General features: G+C 71.8%; 19 protein-coding genes. 8 read left to right on the top strand and 11 right to left on the bottom strand.

What is annotated here, in order from left to right; translation table 11 throughout:
- Positions 1-100 precede the first annotated feature (100 nt).
- Complete coding sequence (locus tag RNC47_RS21900; protein WP_311601183.1) at positions 101-1,969, top strand: ATP-binding SpoIIE family protein phosphatase; 1,869 nt, start codon at positions 101-103, stop codon at positions 1,967-1,969.
- A 7-nt stretch (positions 1,970-1,976) separates the two neighbouring features.
- Here the strand turns inward: RNC47_RS21900 and RNC47_RS21905 are convergent, their stop codons facing one another.
- Positions 1,977-2,549 (bottom strand): carboxymuconolactone decarboxylase family protein, encoded by a 573-nt coding sequence (locus tag RNC47_RS21905; RefSeq protein WP_311601184.1) that lies wholly within the window; start codon positions 2,547-2,549, stop codon positions 1,977-1,979.
- A 13-nt stretch (positions 2,550-2,562) separates the two neighbouring features.
- A complete protein-coding gene (locus tag RNC47_RS21910) occupies positions 2,563-3,117 on the bottom strand; it encodes a peroxiredoxin (protein WP_311601218.1) in 555 nt (184 codons plus the stop codon).
- A gap of 181 nt (positions 3,118-3,298) precedes the next feature.
- On the opposite strand from RNC47_RS21910, the gene RNC47_RS21915 reads away from it, so the two are divergent.
- Together RNC47_RS21915 and RNC47_RS21920 are read left to right on the top strand one after the other, a co-directional pair.
- Positions 3,299-4,015: a DUF1707 SHOCT-like domain-containing protein gene (locus RNC47_RS21915; RefSeq protein ID WP_394814841.1), complete on the top strand. Its 717-nt coding sequence runs from the start codon at positions 3,299-3,301 to the stop codon at positions 4,013-4,015.
- Positions 4,016-4,252: 237 nt separating this feature from the next.
- Entirely contained in the window at positions 4,253-4,624 is a 372-nt protein-coding gene (locus RNC47_RS21920; RefSeq protein ID WP_387094983.1) for a WhiB family transcriptional regulator, read from the top strand.
- Between the two features lie 593 nt (positions 4,625-5,217).
- Here RNC47_RS21920 and glpX read toward each other — a convergent pair.
- Positions 5,218-6,246, bottom strand: coding sequence for a class II fructose-bisphosphatase (gene glpX, locus RNC47_RS21925; protein ID WP_311601185.1), 1,029 nt, complete (start codon positions 6,244-6,246; stop codon positions 5,218-5,220).
- A gap of 133 nt (positions 6,247-6,379) precedes the next feature.
- Between glpX and RNC47_RS21930 the strand changes: the two genes are divergently transcribed.
- The gene (locus RNC47_RS21930; protein WP_311601186.1) at positions 6,380-7,003 is read left to right on the top strand and encodes a DUF4245 domain-containing protein; all 624 of its coding nucleotides are present in this window, start codon (positions 6,380-6,382) and stop codon (positions 7,001-7,003) included.
- Here RNC47_RS21930 and RNC47_RS21935 read toward each other — a convergent pair.
- The 3 genes from RNC47_RS21935 to xseA form a co-directional block, all read right to left on the bottom strand.
- Positions 6,990-7,583: a malonic semialdehyde reductase gene (locus RNC47_RS21935; RefSeq protein ID WP_311601187.1), complete on the bottom strand. Its 594-nt coding sequence runs from the start codon at positions 7,581-7,583 to the stop codon at positions 6,990-6,992. The genes RNC47_RS21930 and RNC47_RS21935 overlap by 14 nt on opposite strands.
- Before the next feature lie 89 nt (positions 7,584-7,672).
- Positions 7,673-7,954: an exodeoxyribonuclease VII small subunit gene (locus RNC47_RS21940; RefSeq protein ID WP_311601188.1), complete on the bottom strand. Its 282-nt coding sequence runs from the start codon at positions 7,952-7,954 to the stop codon at positions 7,673-7,675.
- 34 nt (positions 7,955-7,988) lie between these two features.
- A complete protein-coding gene (gene xseA, locus RNC47_RS21945; RefSeq protein ID WP_311601189.1) occupies positions 7,989-9,215 on the bottom strand; it encodes an exodeoxyribonuclease VII large subunit in 1,227 nt (408 codons plus the stop codon).
- A gap of 80 nt (positions 9,216-9,295) precedes the next feature.
- On the opposite strand from xseA, the gene RNC47_RS21950 reads away from it, so the two are divergent.
- Positions 9,296-10,291 (top strand): 4-hydroxy-3-methylbut-2-enyl diphosphate reductase, encoded by a 996-nt coding sequence (locus RNC47_RS21950; protein ID WP_311601190.1) that lies wholly within the window; start codon positions 9,296-9,298, stop codon positions 10,289-10,291.
- A 161-nt stretch (positions 10,292-10,452) separates the two neighbouring features.
- Here the strand turns inward: RNC47_RS21950 and RNC47_RS21955 are convergent, their stop codons facing one another.
- Entirely contained in the window at positions 10,453-10,908 is a 456-nt protein-coding gene (locus RNC47_RS21955) for a DUF6542 domain-containing protein (protein ID WP_311601191.1), read from the bottom strand.
- 234 nt (positions 10,909-11,142) lie between these two features.
- Between RNC47_RS21955 and ychF the strand changes: the two genes are divergently transcribed.
- The gene (ychF, locus tag RNC47_RS21960; protein WP_311601193.1) at positions 11,143-12,231 is read left to right on the top strand and encodes a redox-regulated ATPase YchF; all 1,089 of its coding nucleotides are present in this window, start codon (positions 11,143-11,145) and stop codon (positions 12,229-12,231) included.
- A 185-nt stretch (positions 12,232-12,416) separates the two neighbouring features.
- Here the strand turns inward: ychF and RNC47_RS21965 are convergent, their stop codons facing one another.
- The 4 genes from RNC47_RS21965 to RNC47_RS21980 all read right to left on the bottom strand — a co-directional run bounded on the left by RNC47_RS21965 (position 12,417) and on the right by RNC47_RS21980 (position 18,105).
- Positions 12,417-13,766, bottom strand: coding sequence for a hypothetical protein (locus RNC47_RS21965; protein WP_311601194.1), 1,350 nt, complete (start codon positions 13,764-13,766; stop codon positions 12,417-12,419).
- Entirely contained in the window at positions 13,763-15,751 is a 1,989-nt protein-coding gene (locus RNC47_RS21970) for a hypothetical protein (protein ID WP_311601195.1), read from the bottom strand. The genes RNC47_RS21965 and RNC47_RS21970 overlap by 4 nt, the downstream gene beginning before the upstream one ends.
- Positions 15,748-16,542, bottom strand: coding sequence for a toll/interleukin-1 receptor domain-containing protein (locus tag RNC47_RS21975; protein ID WP_311601196.1), 795 nt, complete (start codon positions 16,540-16,542; stop codon positions 15,748-15,750). Before RNC47_RS21975 ends, RNC47_RS21970 begins: the two co-directional genes overlap by 4 nt.
- A gap of 318 nt (positions 16,543-16,860) precedes the next feature.
- A complete protein-coding gene (locus tag RNC47_RS21980) occupies positions 16,861-18,105 on the bottom strand; it encodes a helix-turn-helix domain-containing protein (protein WP_311601197.1) in 1,245 nt (414 codons plus the stop codon).
- A gap of 125 nt (positions 18,106-18,230) precedes the next feature.
- Here RNC47_RS21980 and RNC47_RS21985 point away from each other — a divergent pair, with 125 nt between their 5' ends.
- Positions 18,231-18,713 (top strand): hypothetical protein, encoded by a 483-nt coding sequence (locus RNC47_RS21985; RefSeq protein ID WP_311601198.1) that lies wholly within the window; start codon positions 18,231-18,233, stop codon positions 18,711-18,713.
- A gap of 84 nt (positions 18,714-18,797) precedes the next feature.
- Positions 18,798-20,216, top strand: a complete 1,419-nt coding sequence (locus RNC47_RS21990; protein ID WP_311601221.1) for an ATP-binding protein — start codon at positions 18,798-18,800, stop codon at positions 20,214-20,216.
- Positions 20,217-20,236 lie beyond the last annotated feature (20 nt).

Below are 20,236 nucleotides of genomic sequence, written 5' to 3' on the forward strand. Positions count from 1 at the left end.
GTCGACCGGGGCGCCAAACGTAGGATCACCCCCACGACCGCACAACTGCACAACGCCCCCACCCCGCACGCTAGTTCCCCGCCTGGATGGACATCCCCTCGTGACGGACCCGACCCCACCGCAGCCCGTGGCTCGCACGGCGGACGTACCCACGTTCGCCGAGAGCTCCGCGCTGCCGCACGCCCGCTCCGAGCCCGGAACCGCCGAACACCCGCCCGTCCACCCCGCCGCCGGCGAGGGGCTGAACGGCAGGATGCGCGAGACCGACCGGCTGCGGTTCGTGGGGTCGGCCACCCGCCGGATCGCGCGGGGCATCGACGTGGACGAGATCGTCATCGGCCTGTGCCGGGCCTCGGTCCCGGCCTTCTCGGACGCCATCCTGGTCTACCTCCTCAACCCCATGCCGGTCGGCGACGAGATGCCGGCCACCCCCTGGGTCCTCAAGCTCCGCCGCACCGACCGCATCCCCGAGCAGCTGGCCTTCGGCAACACCAGGGCCCCCGACACGGCCGACGCCGCGGGCTCGCTGCTGCCGCTGCTGGCCGGCGCCACCTCGACCGTCGAGGTCAGGGGCAACGGTCCGCTGGCCGAGGTGATGCGCGGGGTGCGGCCGCTGTTCACCGAGTCCCAGGTCCCGAGGGCGGCGCTGCGCGAGCTGACCGGCGCCGAGACCGTCCCCGAGGAGCGGCGCGCGATCATCGCCCCGCTGCGCGGCCGGCGCCGGGTGATCGGCGTCGCGGTCTTCCTCCGGCCGCCCGATCGCGAGTCCTTCGAGCAGGAGGACCTGCAGGTCGCGGCGCAGCTCGCCACCCACTCGGCGCTCGGCGTCGACAAGGCCATGCTGTACGGCCGTGAGGCGTCCATCGCCGACGAACTGCAGCGCACCATGCTCCCCGACGACCTGCCGGCGCCCACCGGGGTGCGGCTCGCGAGTCGTTATCTTCCCGCCGCCCAGTCCGCCCGTGTCGGCGGCGACTGGTACGACGCCATCCCGCTGCCCGGCAGCAGGGTGGCGTTGGTCGTGGGCGACGTGATGGGCCACTCGACGACGTCGGCCGCCATCATGGGCCAGCTGCGGACCACGGTGCAGACCCTGGCCGGGCTCGACCTGCCGCCGCAGGAGGTGCTGCACCACCTCGACGAGCAGGCGCAGCGCCTCGGCACCGACCGGATGGCGACCTGCCTCTACGCGGTCTACGACCCGGTCGCGCACCGCATCACCGCCGCCAACGCCGGCCATCCGCCGCCCGTGCTGCTGCACGTCGACGGATCGACGGAGCTGGTCGAGCTCCCGCCCAACGCGCCGATCGGCGTCGGCGGCGTGGACTTCGAGACCGTCGAGTTCGACGCGCCGGCCGGGGCCACGCTGCTGCTCTACACGGACGGTCTGGTCGAGTCGCGCACCAGGGACGTGTGGACCGGCGTGGAGCACCTGCGCGAGAAGCTGGCGGCGATCTCCGGGCTCACCCGGCCGGACGCGGCGCTTCCGCTGGAGCCGCTGTGCGACGAGATCCTGGACATCGTGGGCCCCGGCGACCGGGACGACGACATCGCCCTGCTGGCCGCCAGGTTCGAGGGCATCGCGCCCGAGAGCGTCGCCTTCCGCCGCCTCGACCCGCGGGCCGAGTCGGTGCGCGAGGCCAGGCGGCTGGTGCGCGAGAGCCTGGAGAAGTGGCAGCTCGGCGAGCTCGAGGACTCGGTCGAGCTGCTGGTCAGCGAGGTGGTGACCAACGCCGTCCGGTACGCCGAACGCCCGGTCACCGTCCGCCTGTTGCGCACGGACGTGCTGCGCTGCGAGGTCGGCGACGACGTGCCGCAGCTGCCACGGCTGCGGCAGGCGGGGCCGGCGGACGAGGGCGGGCGGGGCCTGTACCTCGTCCAGCGGCTCGCCAGGCAGTGGGGCGCGACGCGCCTGTCCACCGGCAAGTTGGTCTGGTTCGAGGTGGCCCCGCCCGCCGCCACCAACTGAGCGGCCGTCAGCCGGCCGCCGGCTCGCCGAGCGGCAGCGCCTCGGGCGCGCCGCTCAGCGCCGCCTCGGCGTCCAGCGTGGTGGCCACGGCCTGGAGCACCGCCGCGACGCGGAGCGCGTCGTGGACGGTCTCGCGCGCCAGGCCGGCCGTGCGCAGTGCCTTCTCGTGCGCGTCGAGGCACTGACCACAGCCGTTGACCGCGGAGACGGCGAGCGACCACAGCTCCAGGTCGGCCTTGGGCACGGCCGGGTCGGCGAGCGCGGACATGCGCAGGCCGGCCCGCAGGGTGCCGTAGCCGGGGTCGGAGAGCTGGTGCCTGGCGCGGTAGTAGACGTTGTTCATCGCCATGGTGGCGGTGACCGCCAGGACCGCGCCGAACGCCTCGGCGCTGAGCCGCCCGCGGGCCTCCGGTTCGAGCTCGCGCAGCACCCGCGGGGAGCGGGTGGCGACGGCGCAGGCCAGCAGGGTGCCCCAGAGCTGCTGCGGGGACAGCTGGGAGGTGGTGGTCACCGAGCCGAGGTTGAGCCGCAGGTCCTTGGCGTAGTCGGGCAGGGCGGACTTGAGGTCGTCGAGGGCCATCGGTGTCGACTCCTCAGACGCCCGCGAGCAGCTTGACCGGGTCCAGGGTCTCGTCGCCCCGGTTCCAGTTGCACGGGCACAGCTCGTCGGTCTGCAGCGCGTCCAGCACCCGCAGCACCTCGGTGGGGTTGCGGCCCACGGAGCCCGCCGTGACCATCGTGAACTGCACCTCGTTGTGCGGGTCGACGATGAACACGGCGCGCTGGGCGAACCCGTCGTTGCCCCGGACGCCGCAGGCCCGCATCAGGTCCTGCCGGGCGTCGGAGAGCATCGGGATCGGCAGCTCGCGCAGGTCCTGGTGGTCACGGCGCCAGGCGTGGTGGACGAACTCGGAGTCGCCCGAGACACCGAGGAGCTGGGCGTCGCGCTCGGCGAACTCCCCGTGCAGCCGCCCGAAGGCGGCGATCTCGGTGGGGCAGACGAAGGTGAAGTCCTTGGGCCAGAAGAAGACGACGGTCCAGCTCTTCTCGCGGTCCTCGCTGGAGAAGGTGCGGAACTCCAGGGCGTCGGACGGGCCGACCACGCCGGTCAGTCGGTAGGCGGGGAACTGGTCGCCGATGGTGAGCATGTGACGGGACTCCATGTTCGTGGTTTGAGCGAATGGAAGTCCCCACCGTGGCATACGCGGTAGTGCTCCTGGAATCACCGTTTCGGGTGGTTTCGCGATTGCCGGGGATTGGGCGCCCGTCGGGCGGACACGGCGCCCTCGGGGCTGGTCGCGATGTATCGCGTTTCGGTACGCTGAAGGAGTGACAGCCGAGAACCCGCCCGCCGTACCGTTGGGGAAGGTCCCGCTGGAGAAGGCGGCGCCGCAGCAAGCGGTCGCCGGCCCGCCGGCGGTCCGCGCCTCCGACGCCGACCGGGACCGGATAGCCGACATCCTGCGCGAGGCCCTGGCCGAGGGGCGCATCGACGCCGAGGAGCACGCGGAGCGGATCGACGCGGTCTACCGGGCCAAGACCCTGGCCGAGTTGGAACCGCTGATCGGCGACCTGCCGGCCGGCCAGCGGTACGTCCCGCCCGCCGCCGCCTCGCCGGCCGTGGGCGTGGGTCCGCGACCATCCGGCCTGCGGCCCTCGGGGCACGGGATCCAGGTGGCCGGCGCGAAGAACGTGGTGGCGGTGCTCAGCGGCGCCAACCGGCAGGGCCGCTGGCGGGTCGGCGCGAAGATCAACGCGGTGGCCGTCTGCGGTGGCGTCGAACTCGACCTGACCGAGGCGATCTTCGAGCAGCAGCACGTGGTCATCAACGCCACGGCGATCTGCGGCGGCATCGAGATCAAGGTCCCGGAGAACGTGACGCTGCGCGGCGCGGGCAGCGGCGTGATGGGCGGCTTCGACGTCCGGGAGGTCGAGTCCACCGAGCCGGGCGCACCGGTGATCACCGTCCAGGGCGTGGCCATCTGGGGCGGCGTGGACGCCAAGGTGGTGCACGGCAGGCGGATCCGCGACCTGCGTGACGAGTGACGACCGACGTCACCGCCCGGCGACGCATAACGGGGACGATTAACCGGAACGACTGACGTAACGACTGATACGACCGGCATGTTGTCGCTCCGTGCATAAGCGTGCGCACAGCGGGTAGGGCTCGGGGGACCGTCACTCGTATGGCCGCATGGTGGGAAGGGCGAACCGCGGCTCCCCCACGGACGAGTGAGGGTCCACGCCAGGAGCGACCTCCGTAGCCGTCATCAGGAGTTGACCGTGCTGCAATCGTCACCGCCACAAGAGTCCCAGTGGTCCCCAGCCGTTCCCACTCAGCGCAGCCCGAGGGACCTGGCCGGTCCCTGGCATTCGGAGGCCGCCTGCCGCCGGGATGAGGCGGGGCTGTTCTTCGCTCCCTCACAGGAGCCCACCGCCGCGCGCCTGTCCAGGGAGCAGGCGGCGAAGTCGGTCTGTGCCCGCTGCCCGGTGCTGCTCGAATGCCGGGAGCACGCACTGCTCCAACCGGAGCCATACGGAGTGTGGGGCGGTCTCACGGCCGCGGAGCGGCGCGTGGTGCTGAGCAGGCGCCGAAGGCGCGAGGCCGCGGGGCCCGGCGGCGGCCGGACCGCGGACATCAGCCGCATCGCCTGACGGACCGGGCGTGGCAGCCTGTCCCGGTTGTCACCGGGGGCCAGCCGGCTCCGGTTGCCGTCCGGGCGTGGCCACGTGTCCCGGCTGCCGCCGGGTACCCAACCGGCTCCGGTTCCTGGTCTCGGGGTGGTGCCGCCCAGCCCGCCCCAGACCGTAGGGCCCCCGCCGGCCGACGCCTCGTTTCCGACTCCCGCCGCCTCCTCCGGCCGATGGCCTGGCCGGCCCGAGGAGGCGCGGGTTCGGCCCCCGCGGCCGTCCCGGCACCCGCCGGGTACCGGCCGGTTCCGGATGCGGCCACGTGCCCCGGCTGTCGCCGGGTGCGCAGCCGGGTGGTGCCGCCCAGCTCACCCTGGCCGCAAGGCCCCCCGCCCGCCGACGGTTCCGGCCGTCGGCGACTCCGTTCCGACACCCGCCGTCCTCCGGCCGATGGCCTGGCCGGCGTAGCCGTCCTGTCCGCGCCGCGGGCGCAAGGCGCCGCGCCCGCAGTGGCCACACCGTCAGGCGGCAAGCCCACCGATCCACTTCCCGATCGTCTTCGCCGGGCGCCGGCGCCCGGCGCCACCGTCACGCGCCCGCGCGCCTAGCGCTCGCGCTTAGCGCCCGCGGTCGAAGTCGATCGCGCTGTAGGCGCGGAGCTTCGTGAGGCGGTGGGTGGAGTCGATCTGGCGGATCGTGCCCGAGCGGGAACGGACCACCAGGGACTGGGTGGTGGCCGTCTCGCCGCGGTAGCGGACGCCGCGCAGCAGCTCGCCGTCGGTGATGCCGGTGGCGACGAAGAACACGTTCTCGCCGCGCACCAGGTCGTCGGTGTGCAGCACCCGGTCCAGGTCGTGACCGGCGTCCAGCGCCGCCCGGCGCTCGCCCTCGTCCTTCGGCCACAGCTTGCCCTGGATGGTGCCGCCCAGGCACTTGATGGCGCAGGCCGCGATGATGCCCTCCGGCGTGCCGCCGACGCCGAGCAGCAGGTCGACGCCCGTGCCCTCGCGGACGCTCATGATCGCGCCGGCCACGTCGCCGTCCGAGATGAACTTGATCCGCGCGCCGCTCTCCCGGACCTCCTTCACCAGGTCCGCGTGGCGCGGCCGGTCCAGGATGACCACCGTGACGTCCTCCGGGCTGCCGCCCTTGGCCTTGGCGACCCGGCGGATGTTGACCGCCGGCGGCGCGTCGATGTCGACGAACTCGGCGGCCTCCGGGCCCGTGGCCAGCTTGTCCATGTAGAAGACGGCGCTGGGGTCGAACATCGTGCCGCGCTCGGCCACGGCCAGCACCGAGACCGCGTTGCCCATGCCCTTGGCGGTGAGCGTGGTGCCGTCCACCGGGTCGACGGCCACGTCGCACTCGGGCCCCGTCCCGTCGCCGACCCGCTCGCCGTTGAACAGCATCGGCGCCTCGTCCTTCTCGCCCTCGCCGATCACCACCACGCCGTTCATCGACACCGTGGACACCAGCGTGCGCATGGCCCGCACCGCGGCGCCGTCGGCGCCGTTCTTGTCGCCGCGGCCCACCCAGCGCCCGGAGGCCATGGCGCCGGCCTCGGTGACCCGGACCAGCTCCAGGGCCAGGTTGCGGTCGGGGGCCTGCGGGTCGACGTCGAGCTGCGGCGGGAGATGTTCGGGCATCGGGACACGCCTTTCTGGGCGGAGGGTACGTTCGACTCTAGCCCGAATGAGTACACATGAGCAGAGTGCCCTTCGGATGAGCATTGCCGGGGGTGGTTGCTCGGCGCCCGGCGGCGTGCGCGACGATGGCTGGGTGGCGAGCGAGACGACCGAGACGGCGCGGCAGGCGGAGACGGCGAGCGAGGCGGAGCCGGCGGGCGAGCGGCCCGCCGCGAGGTCGCGGCAGCGACTCCGCCTCCAGACCATCAGGAACATGGTGCTGTCCATGGCGATCATCTGCCTCGGCGCCTTCGCCATGTACTTCTTCATCCCACACGACGAGTCCATCGACCCGGTGCGCGAGGTGGAGTACGACGTGGCGGCCAGCACCGCGGCCCGCGTCGCGCCCTACGAGCTGCTGGCGCCCGAGGGGCTGCCGGAGGACTGGCGCGCCACCTCCGTGCGGTACGAGCCGCAGGGCGAGTTCGGCGCCACCTGGCGGCTCGGCATGATGAACCCGGAGGACGAGTACGTCGCGCTCGCCCAGTCCGACGCGGTCGTCGGCGGCCCGGAGCCCTTCCTGGCCTCGGTCACCCAGAACGCCGAGGACACCGGCGAGACGGTGTCGGCGGCCGGCCGGGACTGGGCCCGCTACGAGGGCGACCGGTACGACGCGCTGGTGCTCCAGGAGCCGGAGGTGACCACCGTGGTGTTCGGCACGGCGGCCACCGACCGACTCGTGGCCTTCGCGGAGGCCCTGGAGGTCAGAGCGAGGTGACCGCCTCTTCGGCGGCCAGTCGCGGCTGCCGGGGCGCGAACGCCGACTCGGCCGGCCGGCCGATGTTCACCAGCACCAGCGAGCGCTGCCTGCCGTCCCCGAAGAACTCCTTGTCCACGCCCGCCGCGTCGAAGCCGGACATCGGCCCCGCGGCGAGCCCCGCCGCCCGCACGCCCAGCACGAAGTAGCCGATCTGCAGCCCCGCGTTCAGCTGCGCCGACGCGGCGCGCGCGTCGGCGTCCGCGAAGGCGTCCTTGAGGGTGGGCTTGGCCGGGACCAGCCGCGGCAGCTTCTCGTGGAAGTCCAGGTCGGCCGAGAGGATGGCGGTGACCGGCGCCTCGGCCGTCTGCCGCTGGTTGCCCGAGGCGACGTGCCGCAGCAGCCGCTGCTTGGCCTCCGCGCTGCGGATCAGCGTGATCCGCAGCGGCGACGAGTTGAACGCGGTCGGCGCCAGCTTGATCAGGTCGTAGACCGCCGCGATCTGCTCGTCGGTCACCGGCTCGTCCGTGAAGGCGCGCGCGGTGTGCGCCTCGTGGAAGAGCAGGTCCTGGGCGGCGGGGTCGAGGGCGAGGCTGGTCATCCTGGCGTTGCCTTTCGCGGGGGTGGGGAGACGTCGGACGTGCGGCCCGAGCGGCCGCACGCACCCCGCAACGGGCCGACCCGGGGTCGCTATTCCCCGGCGCCGTCCGCCTCCTCCCGCGCGGCGGCGCCCTCGCCCTCCGCGATCGCCGCGTCGAGCCTCGCCCTGGCACCCTCCAGCCAGTGGCCGCAGATCCGCGCCAGCTCCTCGCCACGCTCCCAGAGCGCGAGCGACTCCTCCAGCGTGACGCCGCCCGCCTCAAGCCGGCGCACCACGTCGATCAGCTCGTCCCGCGCCTGCTCGTAGCCGAGCGCCGCCGCGCCGGCCTCGCCCGCCCCCGCCGCCTCCGTCAGATCCGTCACGTCCGCCACCCTAAGCTCCGCCTCTCACCCGATCCGCCGCCGCTCACCGCTCGTCCGCCACCTCGTCCGCCACCGTGACGGGGAACGAGCCGTCCGCCACCCGGGCCCGCAGCCGCTCGCCCGCCGCCACCTCGTCCGCCGCACGCACCGCCGCGCCGTCCGCCCGCTGGAGCACCGCGTAACCGCGGCGCAGCGTGGCCGCGGGGGAGAGCGCCACCACCCGGGCCCTGGTGTGCTCCAGATCACCCGCCGCCCGGTCGAGCAGATGCCGCAGCGTGCGCCGGGAGCGCTCGAGCAGCGCCGTGAGCTCCTCCTGGCGCCCGTCCACCATCCGGTGCGGGTGGGCCATCGAGGGCCGGCTGCGCGCCGCCGCGAGACCCCGCTCCTCGCGGTCGAGCACCGAGCCGAGCACCCGCCTGGCCCGCTCCCGGAGCTGCCGCACCCGCGCCAGCTCCTCGCCCACGTCCGGCACGACGCGCTTGGCCGCGTCCGTCGGCGTGGAGGCCCGCACGTCCGCCACCAGGTCGAGCAGCGGGGTGTCCGGCTCGTGCCCGATGGCCGAGACCACCGGCGTACGGCACTCGGCCACCGCCCGCACCAACGCCTCGTCGGAGAACGGCAGCAGGTCCTCCACGCTGCCGCCGCCCCGGGCCACGACGATCACGTCGACCGCCGGATCCGCGTCCAACTCCCGCACCGCGTCCACCACCTGGGGCACCGCGTGCACGCCCTGCACCGCCACGTTGCGCACCGCGAACCGCACCGCGGGCCAGCGCAGCCGCGCGTTCTCCAACACGTCGCGCTCGGCGGCCGAGGCGCGGCCCGTCACCAGGCCGACGCAGCCCGGCAGGAACGGCAACGGACGCTTGCGCTCCGGCGCGAACAACCCCTCGGCGGCCAGCGCGCGCTTGAGGCGGTCGAGGCGGAGCAGCAGCTCGCCCATCCCCACCGCGCGGATCTCGGACGCGCGCAACGACAACTCGCCCCGTGGCGCGTACCACTCGGGCTTGCCGAGGACCACCACCCGGGCGCCCTCGCGTATCACGTCGGCCACCCGGTCGAACACCCCGCGATAACAGGTGACTCGCAGCGAGACGTCCTGCGCCGGATCGCGCAGCGTGAGGAACACCACCCCGAAGCCGGGCCGCCGGCTGAGCTGGGTGATCTGCCCCTCGACCCACACCGCGCCCAGGCGCTCCACCCAACTCCCGATGAGCCTGGACACCTCGCCCACCGGGATCGGCGTCTCCGCCGACGTCTGCACAGCCATGGCCCCACGCTATCGCCGGGGACCGACAACGGACCGACCGAGCCGTCGGGGCTGTCGGAGCGCCCCCGTACGATAGGCGCATGGTCGACCCGTCTGACACCAACCGCCGCGTACTTCTCGCCGCCCCCCGTGGATACTGCGCGGGCGTGGACCGGGCCGTGATCGCCGTGGAGCGCGCCCTCGAACAGTACGGCGCACCCATCTACGTGCGCCACGAGATCGTGCACAACAAGTACGTGGTGCAGATGCTGGAACAGAAGGGCGCCGTCTTCGTCGACGAGACGTCCGAGGTCCCGCGCGGCGAGATCGTGATCTTCTCGGCCCACGGCGTCGCCCCCGAGGTGCACCGCGAGGCCGAGCGCGGCGGCCTGGCCACGGTGGACGCCACCTGCCCGCTGGTCACCAAGGTCCACAAGGAGGCCGTCCGCTTCGCCAAGGACGACTACGAGATCCTGCTCATCGGCCACGAGGGCCACGAGGAGGTCGTCGGCACCAGCGGCGAGGCGCCCGACCACATCACCCTGGTCGACGGCCCGGAGGCGGCCGAGCGGGTCGAGGTCAAGGACCCCTCCCGGGTGGTCTGGCTCTCCCAGACGACGCTTTCGGTCGACGAGACCATGGAGACGGTCGGCGCCCTCAAGCGCCGCTTCCCCCTGCTGAACGACCCGCCGAGCGACGACATCTGCTATGCCACGCAGAACCGGCAGACCGCGATCAAGCAGGTCGCCGCCGAGGCGGATCTTGTGCTCGTGGTCGGCTCGCGCAACTCGTCCAACTCGGCCCGCATGGTCGAGGTGGCGCTCGGCGCCGGCGCCAAGGCCGCCTACCTGGTGGACAACGCCGACGAGATCGACGAGGCGTGGCTGGCCGACGTGACCACGGTCGGGCTCTCCTCGGGCGCCTCCGTCCCCGAGGTGCTGGTGGACGGCGTGATCGAGTGGCTGGCCGAGCGCGGCTTCGGCCAGGTCGAGGTCGTGCAGCCGATGCGGGAGCACATCCAGTTCTCGCTGCCCAAGGAGCTGCGCCGCGACCTGCGGGCCGAGGCCGCCGCGCGCCGCGTCGAGGCCGGGGTCTAGGGCCTGTCTGACGATTCCCGGTGGATCAGCGAGCGGCGGATGGCGCCCGGCTGGCAAGGCGCCGGATCGCAGCTCGTACTTGGCCGTACTCGCGCGATTCGGCAACGCAGCCAGGCGGGATGCCAGGCGTCGCGAGCCCGCCGGGGATTGTCAGACAGGTCCTAGCGACCGCGCGCCGCGGCCCGCCGCTCGGCGCGCCCGCGCAGCAACCGGTGGCAGGAGCGGGAGAGCGTGATCGCGCAGGCCGTCATGGTGCCGGCGAAGACCCAGGGCGCGCTGAGCGCCAGGGTCGTCACCGTCTCCAGCAGTCCGTTGGTGCTGAGCAGGCCGACGGCGAACGCGATGGGGGCGGCGACCGGGGCGCAGACCAGGTCGGCCGGCCGCACCCAGAGCGAGACCGCCGCCGAGGTGGCGATGAACAGCGCCCCGTAGTAGGTCGGCGCCCCGTCGGCCCCGCCGATCAGCTTGCAGAGCCAGGCCGCCGCGACCATCGACGCCACCGCGAGCACCCCGCAGCCGAGCCCGGTGAGGCGCGCCCTGGGGAGTCGCCGGGCCGGTCGGGGCTGGCGTCCGGCCGCCGGCACCCGCCCGGCGGGCCGGGGCACCGTCGTCCGCACCGGGGCCGTCGCATAGTGCTCTGGGTGACGGGTTGTGTGCGTTGTGTGTTCCACGTCACCAAGGTAATGCGGCGAAGGTGGGGAAAAGGGCGATGGACACGCTTGCGGCCCATATGACAGTCGGTCGAGGGCTCCCCCGTCGGGGGTAGCCGGTCCCGGGCGCGCCCGTAGACTGGTTCATCGGCCCACGGTCCGTCGGCCACCGTCCACGCATTCTCGCCCGGGAAGTCTCACGTGTCGCTCACGATCGGAATCGTCGGCCTGCCGAACGTCGGCAAGTCGACCCTGTTCAACGCCCTGACCAAGAACGACGTCCTGGCGGCCAACTACCCCTTCGCCACCATCGAGCCCAACATCGGCGTCGTCGGCGTGCCCGACCCGCGCCTGGCGCGGCTCGGCGAGCTCTTCGGCTCGCAGCGGATCCTGCCGGCCACCGTCGACTTCGTCGACATCGCGGGCATCGTGCGGGGCGCGAGCGAGGGCGAGGGCCTGGGCAACAAGTTCCTCCACCACATCCGCGAGGCCGACGCGATCTGCCAGGTCATCCGGGCCTTCAAGGACGAGAACGTGGTCCACGTCGACGGCAAGGTGTCGCCCAAGAGCGACATCGAGACCATCGACACCGAGCTGATCCTGGCCGACCTGGGGACCGTCGAGAAGGTGCTGCCCAGGCTCCAGAAGGAAGCCAGGATCAAGAAGGACCGGCAGCCGGTCGTCGCCGCCGTCGAGGCGGCCAAGGCCATCCTCGAGGACGGCCGCACCCTCTTCTCCGCCGGCATCGCCCAGGGCTCCGAGCAGGCCGAGCCGCTGCGGGAGCTGCACCTGCTGACGATCAAGCCCTTCCTCTACGTCTTCAACGTGGACGAGGACGAGCTGACCGACGAGGCGTTCAAGGCCGAACAGCGCGCCCTCGTGGCGCCGGCCGAGGCGATCTTCCTCAACGCCAAGCTGGAGGCGGACCTCGCCGAGCTCGACGAGGACGAGGCCCTCGAACTGCTGGAGACCGTCGGCCAGCAGGAGCCCGGCCTCGCCACCCTGGCCCGCGTCGGCTTCGACACCCTCGGCCTCCAGACCTACCTGACCGCGGGCCCCAAGGAGGCCCGCGCCTGGACCATCCCCAAGGGGGCCACGGCCCCCGAGGCGGCCGGCGTCATCCACACCGACTTCCAGAAGGGCTTCATCAAGGCCGAGGTCATCTCCTACGACGACCTCCTGGAAGCCGGCTCCGTCACCGAGGCCCGCGCCCGCGGCAAGGCGCGCATGGAGGGCAAGGACTACGTGATGCGCGACGGCGACGTGGTGGAGTTCCGCTTCAACGTGTGACGGTGGGTACCACCGCGTTGCGGGCCTGGCGCATACTCAGGTCACAAGGAGGCCGACTCTTCGGGAGAGGCCGCTGGTTCCTACCCGGGGATGTCACCTGAGGAAGCACCGTCCCTTCGCCCGGCAGGGGCTCCCCTGGCCGCGGTGTGTGGTGAGGGGAGCCCCGGGGCCGACTGGTTTACGGATCAGCTCCCGTCCTCGTCGTCCTCGTCCCTCGTGTGAGGCGCGGCGGGCTGGTGCGGGCCCTGCGAGGAGTCCCAGGGGCCCGGAGACGCCATGTCATCCTGGCCTGTCTTCCGCCAGCCTTGGTCTTGCTCGCCCGGTCCGGTCTCCGAGGCTCCCGGCCTGAACGTGCCCGCGTCCGGGTCGGTAGCCGGTTCCGCGGCCGCGTCGCCGAACGGCGAGCCCTCGGGGGCTTGGAAGCCCGCTGACCAGGGCCACGTCGCATCTCCCCCGCGACCACCCTCAGGTCCCTCGTCCCCGCGCTCCTCGGGCGCCGGGAGGAGCGTTCTTCTGATCTCCTCGGCGGCCTCGTACAGCTCTGCCGCTTCCAGGCTCCGCGCCACACGGTGCACGAACACCGTGTACTCGTCCGTGTCCGGCTTCAGACCCACCGCCGCGAGCAGCAGGCGCAGCCGATCCGAAACCCCTACTTCATCCTCGCGGTCCAACGTCCCTCCTGTCGGGCCGTGACCGTCCCACAGCGGGCCTCCGACGGTCGCCTCGCTCCTCGCGCCCACGGGCGGCACGAGCAGGTGGCGGAAGAGTTCCGGCACCTCCTCGTCGTTGGCGGCCGCGGTGATCTGGGCGAGCGGGCCGATCATGCGGACCGCCTTCTCGATCTCGTCCTCGTGGCGGGCCAGCCACCACACCACCGCACTGCCCGTGCTCTTGAGCACGTCGTCACCGAGGTAGCGTCGTTTGTTGCGCTCGTGCTGACGCTCGTACTCCCAGATCTCCTCATCCTTGCGAAGGTCGTTCAACTTCCGCAGGCGCTCGTGGTCGGCGGGGGCGAGGGTCAGCGTCACATCGGCCGCGAGGGCCTTCACCCGTCCGCTCGGGTCCGGGAGCGGGACGGCCAGCTCCCCCTCCAGGACGTACCGCGCGAAGCTCGCCCGGCCGGGTTCCTCGCGGTGGACGACCTGCAGGGCCCGGCTGACGATCGAGGACACGGCCAGGGCTGGAGAGGCGCCGTCGGAACGGTCGGGGTGGTCGGGGACCGGCCTCCACCAGACGGTGGCGGAGAAGAGGAAATCGTAGCCGTCCACGGCGCTCGGCAGCGACGCGTCGATCACCCGGGTCTCCTGGTACGGCGGCTCCGTCGGCGCGACGGGTGGTTCGTCGTTCGGCGGCTCGTATGCGCCGGTCGACGCGCCGCCGCTGAGGACCGTCATCACGAACAGCAGGGAGCCCGAGATCGTGACCATGGACATGAAGCCCCACAGCGACGCCGGCCAGTGCTGAGGGATTCCGAGCACAGCCGGTGCGAGACCGCAGAGGGCGACGAACAGCAGGCTGCGAACGCGGTGTCTCATCGTGCCTCTTCCGTGGTTCGTGGTCCGACGTCCGCCCGCTCCGTACTCTCCGTGCGGGCGTACTGCGCGTGGTCGATGTGCTGCCAGAAGGTGGCGGCGACGGCCGCCGCCCGGGGGGAGCGGCGGGCGGCCCCCGCCCAGTCGCAGGTGATGGTGTAGAGGCGGTGGAGAGCGGCGGCGCGGCCGCGCGTGGCACCGACCATCACGCCCAGTGCCGTCTCCCGCGTGCTGTCGCCCGCCATGGCGGTCAGCCAACTACTCACCAGTGGCTTCCAGAGATCCGTCGGCGGCTGGGAGAAAACCGTCTCCCAGCCTAGGAACAGGTCCGGCCACGGCGGTGGGTCCGGTGCCCGATCGCTCCTCAACAGCTCCATGAGCAACCGGAGATGGGGCTCCGCTTCGCGCGGCTCCCGATACGTCCGGGCGCGCACCCGGTCGATCAGCAGCCGGTAGAGCCGACGGTCGCGACCGCCGAGGTCGAGAAGGGCATCCCGGGCTTCGCACGCCGCCTGCCCTTTCCGTACGGCGAGGTGGTGGAGCCGCACCAGCGCCTGGTTCGGGTGCGTCGCGCCAAGGTTCCGTCGACACGCGACGGTCAGGACGCGGATGAGCCCGTCCGACAGAGGGCCTGACCGAACGCACTCGTACACTCGCCTGCGGAACCACCCCCCGAACCTCTCGTGCGTGAGGCCGAGTTCGAGGGCTGCCACGGCTCGCGGCTCGCAGGACGCCCCGGTCGCGCCGTTCGCCCAGCGGACCACGAGGTCGAAGAGATGGTCGGGTCGCCCGACGGCCAGGGATCGCTCGCCGAAGCGGATGACGACGTTCACCCGGTCGTCCGCGGTCAGGCCATGCAGTCCGGTGGCACTGCCGATCCAGTCCCTGAGGTCGTCGCGCACCCCGGGGAAGTGCTCCCAGAAGTAGGTGCGTACCGCGTCGGCGTAGGCCAGCCGTCCGAAGCGGAGCCGTCCGTCCGGGTTCCGCTCGATGTCGAGGGCCGCCAACCGCTCCCTGAGATCCGTGCGCGCAAGCTCGGTCGTCGCCTCTTCCTCGTGCCTCACCGTCCTCATCAGACCGTGCCACGCCTCGTAGACGGTGTCGGCGTGGACCTCCTCGAACACCGCCGCCGCGAGCAGCAGGGCCCGTTCGGGCGCGGCGCGGACGGCGGACATCTGTCGTCCCACCTCATCGGCCCGGTCGGTCACCGCGCGCATCGCCTGGTCGAGCCATCCCGCGAAGTCGGTGCCGAACCGGCCGCTGTCGCGGGCGGTCTTCACCAGCCCCGCGAGACGTGCCAGTTCGCGCATGGGGGAGTGGTCACACAGGCGCTGGAGGCCGGCGCTCCCCAGCTCTGTGGAGCGGAAGGCGATGCGGTCCATACGGAGGTGCCGGGTGATGACGGCGAGGCCCCGGGGGCGCCCCAGCGTCACCGTGTGCGGTTCGAAGTCCGGCGAGTGAGCGTGCTCCATGCCCGACGGCAGGACGACGACCATGTGGGCCCCCGCCTCCTGGACCTGTGACCGGTGTACGGCCAGGCGGCGCTGGGCCTTGACGTACGCTTCCTCGTCGGCGATCCCGGAGAGGTCGAGGAGGAAGCGGTCCTCCTCCTCAGGGGCGAGAGGGACATCGTCCCTGTCCGTGACGGGAAGCTCCTCGAACCGGACCCCTTCCCCGTCGGCACCCCCGTCCCCTTCGAGGTCGTGCAGGAGCATGATCGCGGCGGCACGGCGCCCGGTGCCGGGCGGAGCAGCCAAGAGCACCACAGAGCCGGGCTTCTCCAGGCGGTCGGCGGCGACGCGGTAGCCCACCGGCGGAACGAACCGGTCGGCCAGGCGCATCCGGTCCTCGCGGACGATCCGGAGGGACTCGACTCCTTTGCGAATCATCCAGTCCGTGCCGGCGGAGTAGAAGACGTACTGGTGCCCCGCGCCGTTGTTCACCGGGCCGCGCGGATCGTTGACGGTGACGTGCTCCTGCTCGGTCATCGTTCGTCGTCCGAGCGCCGACACTCGCGCTCGAAGCGCTGGTGGACCGTGCCGCTGTTGTCCCCCGCGGTGAACTGGACCCCGGTGTTGTCACCCTCGAAGTGGGGGGCGTTGTACTGGTGGCCCCGACCTGTGTTCACCGGCCCCTGCGGCTCGTTGACGAAGGTGCCGTTCAGGTCTCCGTTGAGGTTGCCGATGCCGCCGCGCACGCGCTGCTCGACGTCGCGCGTCCGCATCCTGGTGTGCGCGGCATCATGCGCCGGCTTCTTGCGGGCCTTCGCCTCCGCCCGCTCCCGCGCGGCACGGGCGTCGTGGTCCACCGCGCCCAACTCGGGCAGCAACCGGGCGAGGGCGTCGCCGAGCGCCGTCAGGTCCGACTCGGAGTTGCGGTGGTCGAACCGCCTGTACTGGCAGTCCGCCAGCTCCCGTAGGTCGTCCGGGAGGACGGCGCGGTCGATCCGCGTGGCCTTTCCGACGAGCACAGGGATCACCAGGATCCCGCGGTCGAGCGCGGTCTGGATCTCACGTCGGGTCCAGTCCTGTTCGGCTTCGAGGGCGGGGCGGCCGTCGGTTCCCCGCACCTCCGCCCAGCGCGGGCCGATCACGGCGAGGAGCGCCTCGCACTCCTCCACTGCCCTGACCAGTTCCACCGGGAAGCGGTGTCCGGGCTCGATCGAGTTGCTGGCGAAGAAGATCCGCTCGGCGCCGAACCGCTGGGCGAGCTCCCGAGCGATCATGGTCGCGGTGGATTCCTCGTCGCCCGTGCGGTAGTTGACGAAGACGTCGGGCATGGAGATTCCCTTCGTGAGAGGAAGACGGAGGACGGGGGACTGGGTATGAGTGGGGGCACCTGGGCTCCGAGGCCCTGGCCGCCCGTGCCATGAGCTCCCGACCGTGTGACGGCATGGCGCGCCCACGGAGTGCGTACGGATGGAGGTGCGCCGCCCCACGCGCCACTGGTTGCTCGCAGCCCGAAGCAGCAGGCGCGGTACGACGCATCGGATCAGGAATGAGAGGTTCCGCTGGGGAACGTAGGATTCGGAGGGCTGGAGGGACCGGGTCGTCCGGCAAGCCGGGCGGCTTGAGCGGGTGCTGGTCGGGAGCCGGTGTCAGCCGTGCCCGGGGGCGAGTACCCCTGCCAGCGCGGGCTGCAGATCGCGTACGGCTCGGCTGTTTCGAAACCGGGAGAGTTCCCGGGCAAGACGCCGGACATCGCTGTTCACCGTCGCCGAGGGCACGGCCGGCATCACCGCAAGGAGCTCTGCAGCGATCGTGCACGCGTGCTCAACCTCTCCGGAGGCGGCGTGTGCCAAGGACCTGCGGAAGCCGTACCGGGCGCGGGTGCGCAGCGCGTGCGGCGGGAGTCGGCGGTACTCCTGGTCGAGGACCTCGGCGGCGGCCCTGGGGCGACCGAGGTCGTGCAGGCACCAGCCGGTTGTCATCGCCGCTGGATCGCTCACGTGGGTGGTGCCGATTACAGGCTCGGAGCCGCTACGGGCGTCGTCGCTGTCGAGCAACTCCCGCGCCCTGTCGAGACTGCGGAGGCAGTCACGTTCGTCGCCGACGAGTGCGTGTCCCTGTGCCTCCCGCTGGGCAGCGAGTCCTCGGATGCGCGGCGGGAGTTCGTCGCTCTGGGCCCGGCGGGCCAGGGCGACAGTGCCTGCGGCGTCCCCGCCGTAGAACGTGACCAGAGCACGACGCACGAGCGCGTAGGAACCGAGGTACGGATCACCCCCGGCGCGAGCCAGTTCGGCGGCCTCACCGGTCCAACTGAGCGCCGCGCGGCTGTCTCCGGCCTCCTGGGCCATCCAGCCGGTGAACTCCGCGAACCGCGAGGCGAGCAGGAGCACGGATGCCCGAGTGGTCGACGAGGTGTCGGCGGCCAGCCCGGCGATCGTGCGCGTTTGCGTCTCCAGCAGGGGAAGCAGGACGTTCGGCGCGGTGGACTGGCCGAGCTGTCGTAGCTGGTCGAACTGCGTGCGGAAGGAGGAAAGGAGAGGATCGGCGACAGGGGGCACTCGACCGCCGAGTTTCAGGCCGAGGTCGATCAGCGACCCCGTACCCGCCGTGAGGACCGATCGACGGCCGACGAGCCAGGGGCTCCGGGTGGCGGGGGGTTCGGTGGTGTCCGAGGCGGTCTCGGGGCGGACCACCAGACGCTGCAGCGCACCGTTCGCGCCGAGGAAGGCGTCGCACCGCCGGGCCAGTTCGGGGGACGCAGAACGCTCCCCGCGCTCGACCTTGCTGAGGTGCCCTTTGTCGTAGTTGAGCGCCACGGAGAACTCGGTCAGAGTAAGCCCCGCCTCCTGTCGCAAACGGCGAAGTTCCGGGCCGAAAAGTAAAGTTGTACTCATCGCTAACCTCCCCTTGCACAGTGATCGTGAGGGCCTTGTGCTCTCACGGAGAACTTTCGTTCGATGTTCGCTGGTAGACACGGGGACCACGGCGAACACTTATCGTGACAGAGTCGATTCGCTTCATGTCTGAGAGTGAGTTTGGCATGAAGCGTCCCTCGGGAATCGAGGTTCGACGGGGTTGCCCGTTGCCTCTTCTGTTCTCCGTTGTTCTCCGTCCGTTCCTTGCCGTGGCCGGAGTCGACCGCGATCTGGACAAAGTGCTTGAGAATGGCAGAGAGCGCGGCATTGTCGACCGCGCCGCAGTGGCGAAGGCGGTGGACGGTCGACTGATGAACGAGTTGGTTGGCTGTGTATGGGTCGACGGCCTCCGGCTGGCTGGCGAGGGCGGGCTGTTTCAGCACTTGATCGAGCGGCTGCTGGAGTCACGATCCGGGGGGCGCCGACAACCTCCTTGGCGCATCCATCTGGATAGCAGAAGTGTGCATTCTGTCTTCAATGCCAGCGTGGCGTTCGGCGGCGTCGGTTCCTCTGGGGTGCCGGCCTTGCCCGCGCCTTGCCCGGCCTTGTGGCGCATGGGCCTCGGAACGCAGGTCCATGAACCGTGATCGTGAACGGCAATCGGCGAGGGCATCGACTAACGTCTATGTTACTAACATCGATGTTAGTCTCATGCGTGGAGGTTGGTGGACGTGGCGGACTTTGTAGGTCGTCGGCAGGAGCTGGCGGTGTTGGAGCGAGAGCTGCAGAAGGTGGCGGCCGGGGGCGACGGAGAGCGACCCGGGCGGTGTGTGATGTTGCGTGGTCGGCGCCGGGTGGGTAAGTCGCGACTGGTCGAGCGGTTCGCTGAGCGTTCCGGTGCCCCGTTCTTGTTCTACGCGGCGACCGGCGCGTCTCCCGGGGATGATCTGGCACGCCTGGCCCGGGACGCCCAGGCGTCGACGCTGCCGTTGGCGGGGCTGGTGGCCGCCGCGCGACCGGAGAACTGGGACGCCGCGTTCGATGTGCTGGCTGCGGCGCTCCCCGTCGACCAGGCGAGCGTGCTGGTCATCGACGAGGTGCCGTATCTGATGGACGCCGACGGAGCCTTCGAGGGGATGCTGCAGCGGGCCTGGGACCGGGTGTTGGAGTCCAAGCCCGTGCTGCTGGTCCTCATCGGCTCGGATCTGTCGATGATGGAAGCGCTGAACAGCTATGGACGACCTTTCCACCAGCGCGGTCGGGAGATGGTGCTCGGCCCGTTGAACCCCGCCGAGGTGGGGCGGATGCTGGGGCTGGAGCCGGCGGACGCCTTCGACGCCGCGCTGGTCACGGGAGGGCTGCCGCTGATCTGTGCGGAGTGGCCCCGTGGGGCGGGGCTGTGGGACTTCCTCGGCGACGCGCTGAGTGATCCGGTCTCGGCCCTGCTGGTGTCGGCCGAGCGCTCGCTTGCCGCGGAGTTCCCGCCGCAAGCTCAGGCGCGTGCGGTACTCGCGGCGATTGGAAGCGGCGAGCGCACCTTCACCAACATCGCCCGCGCGGCCGGCGGGATCGGGGCCACGCCGCTGCAGCGAGCGCTGGAGCTGCTCGCGGACAAGCGGATCGTGGCCGCGGAGCTGCCCGTGTCACTGCGTCCTTCGAAGGATCGCCGCTACCGGGTGACGGATCCGTACCTGCGGTTCTGGCTGCACCTGCTCGGCCCCGCCATGGAGGAGATCGAGCGCGGACGGGGCGATCTGACCCTGGCGCGGGTCCGGGAGAGCTGGACCAGCTGGCGGGGTCGGGCCGTCGAGCCGCTCATTCGCGAGGCACTCGCCCGGACACTGCCCGACGACCAGCTGCCCGCGGCCCCCGCGGTGGGCGGCTACTGGACTCGTACCAACGACATCGAGATCGACATCGTCGGGGCTGACCGGGCCCCGATCGCCAAGGAGCTGCTGTTCGTCGGTTCGATCAAGTGGCTGGAGCAGTCCCCCTTCGACCGGCATGACCTGGCAGCCCTTCACCGACACCGGGCCGCCCTCACCGACGAACCTGCTCCAGTCGTGGCCGTCTCGCGCAGCGGAGTCGACTGTCCGGGGCTTGATGCCGTCTACGGCCCCGGCGATCTACTGGCCGCCTGGCCGCTGTGAGCGGCCGGGATGACGCGGAG

Origin of the sequence: Streptomyces millisiae, assembly GCF_031845425.1 — a bacterium.
Taxonomy (GTDB): Bacteria; Actinomycetota; Actinomycetes; order Streptomycetales; family Streptomycetaceae; genus Streptomyces; species Streptomyces millisiae.

What these genes read in the sequence shown, in the direction of transcription:
- RNC47_RS21975 (WP_311601196.1), bottom strand. Translation starts at nt 16,542, where the DNA reads ATGCCCGACGTCTTCGTCAACTACCGCACGGGCGACGAGGAATCCACC.
- RNC47_RS21980 (WP_311601197.1), bottom strand. Translation starts at nt 18,105, where the DNA reads ATGAGTACAACTTTACTTTTCGGCCCGGAACTTCGCCGTTTGCGACAG.
- glpX (WP_311601185.1), bottom strand. Translation starts at nt 6,246, where the DNA reads ATGCCCGAACATCTCCCGCCGCAGCTCGACGTCGACCCGCAGGCCCCC.
- RNC47_RS21965 (WP_311601194.1), bottom strand. Translation starts at nt 13,766, where the DNA reads ATGAGACACCGCGTTCGCAGCCTGCTGTTCGTCGCCCTCTGCGGTCTC.
- RNC47_RS21935 (WP_311601187.1), bottom strand. Translation starts at nt 7,583, where the DNA reads ATGACCAGCCTCGCCCTCGACCCCGCCGCCCAGGACCTGCTCTTCCAC.
- RNC47_RS21985 (WP_311601198.1), top strand. Translation starts at nt 18,231, where the DNA reads ATGTCTGAGAGTGAGTTTGGCATGAAGCGTCCCTCGGGAATCGAGGTT.
- RNC47_RS21950 (WP_311601190.1), top strand. Translation starts at nt 9,296, where the DNA reads ATGGTCGACCCGTCTGACACCAACCGCCGCGTACTTCTCGCCGCCCCC.
- xseA (WP_311601189.1), bottom strand. Translation starts at nt 9,215, where the DNA reads ATGGCTGTGCAGACGTCGGCGGAGACGCCGATCCCGGTGGGCGAGGTG.
- RNC47_RS21910 (WP_311601218.1), bottom strand. Translation starts at nt 3,117, where the DNA reads ATGCTCACCATCGGCGACCAGTTCCCCGCCTACCGACTGACCGGCGTG.
- RNC47_RS21970 (WP_311601195.1), bottom strand. Translation starts at nt 15,751, where the DNA reads ATGACCGAGCAGGAGCACGTCACCGTCAACGATCCGCGCGGCCCGGTG.
- RNC47_RS21905 (WP_311601184.1), bottom strand. Translation starts at nt 2,549, where the DNA reads ATGGCCCTCGACGACCTCAAGTCCGCCCTGCCCGACTACGCCAAGGAC.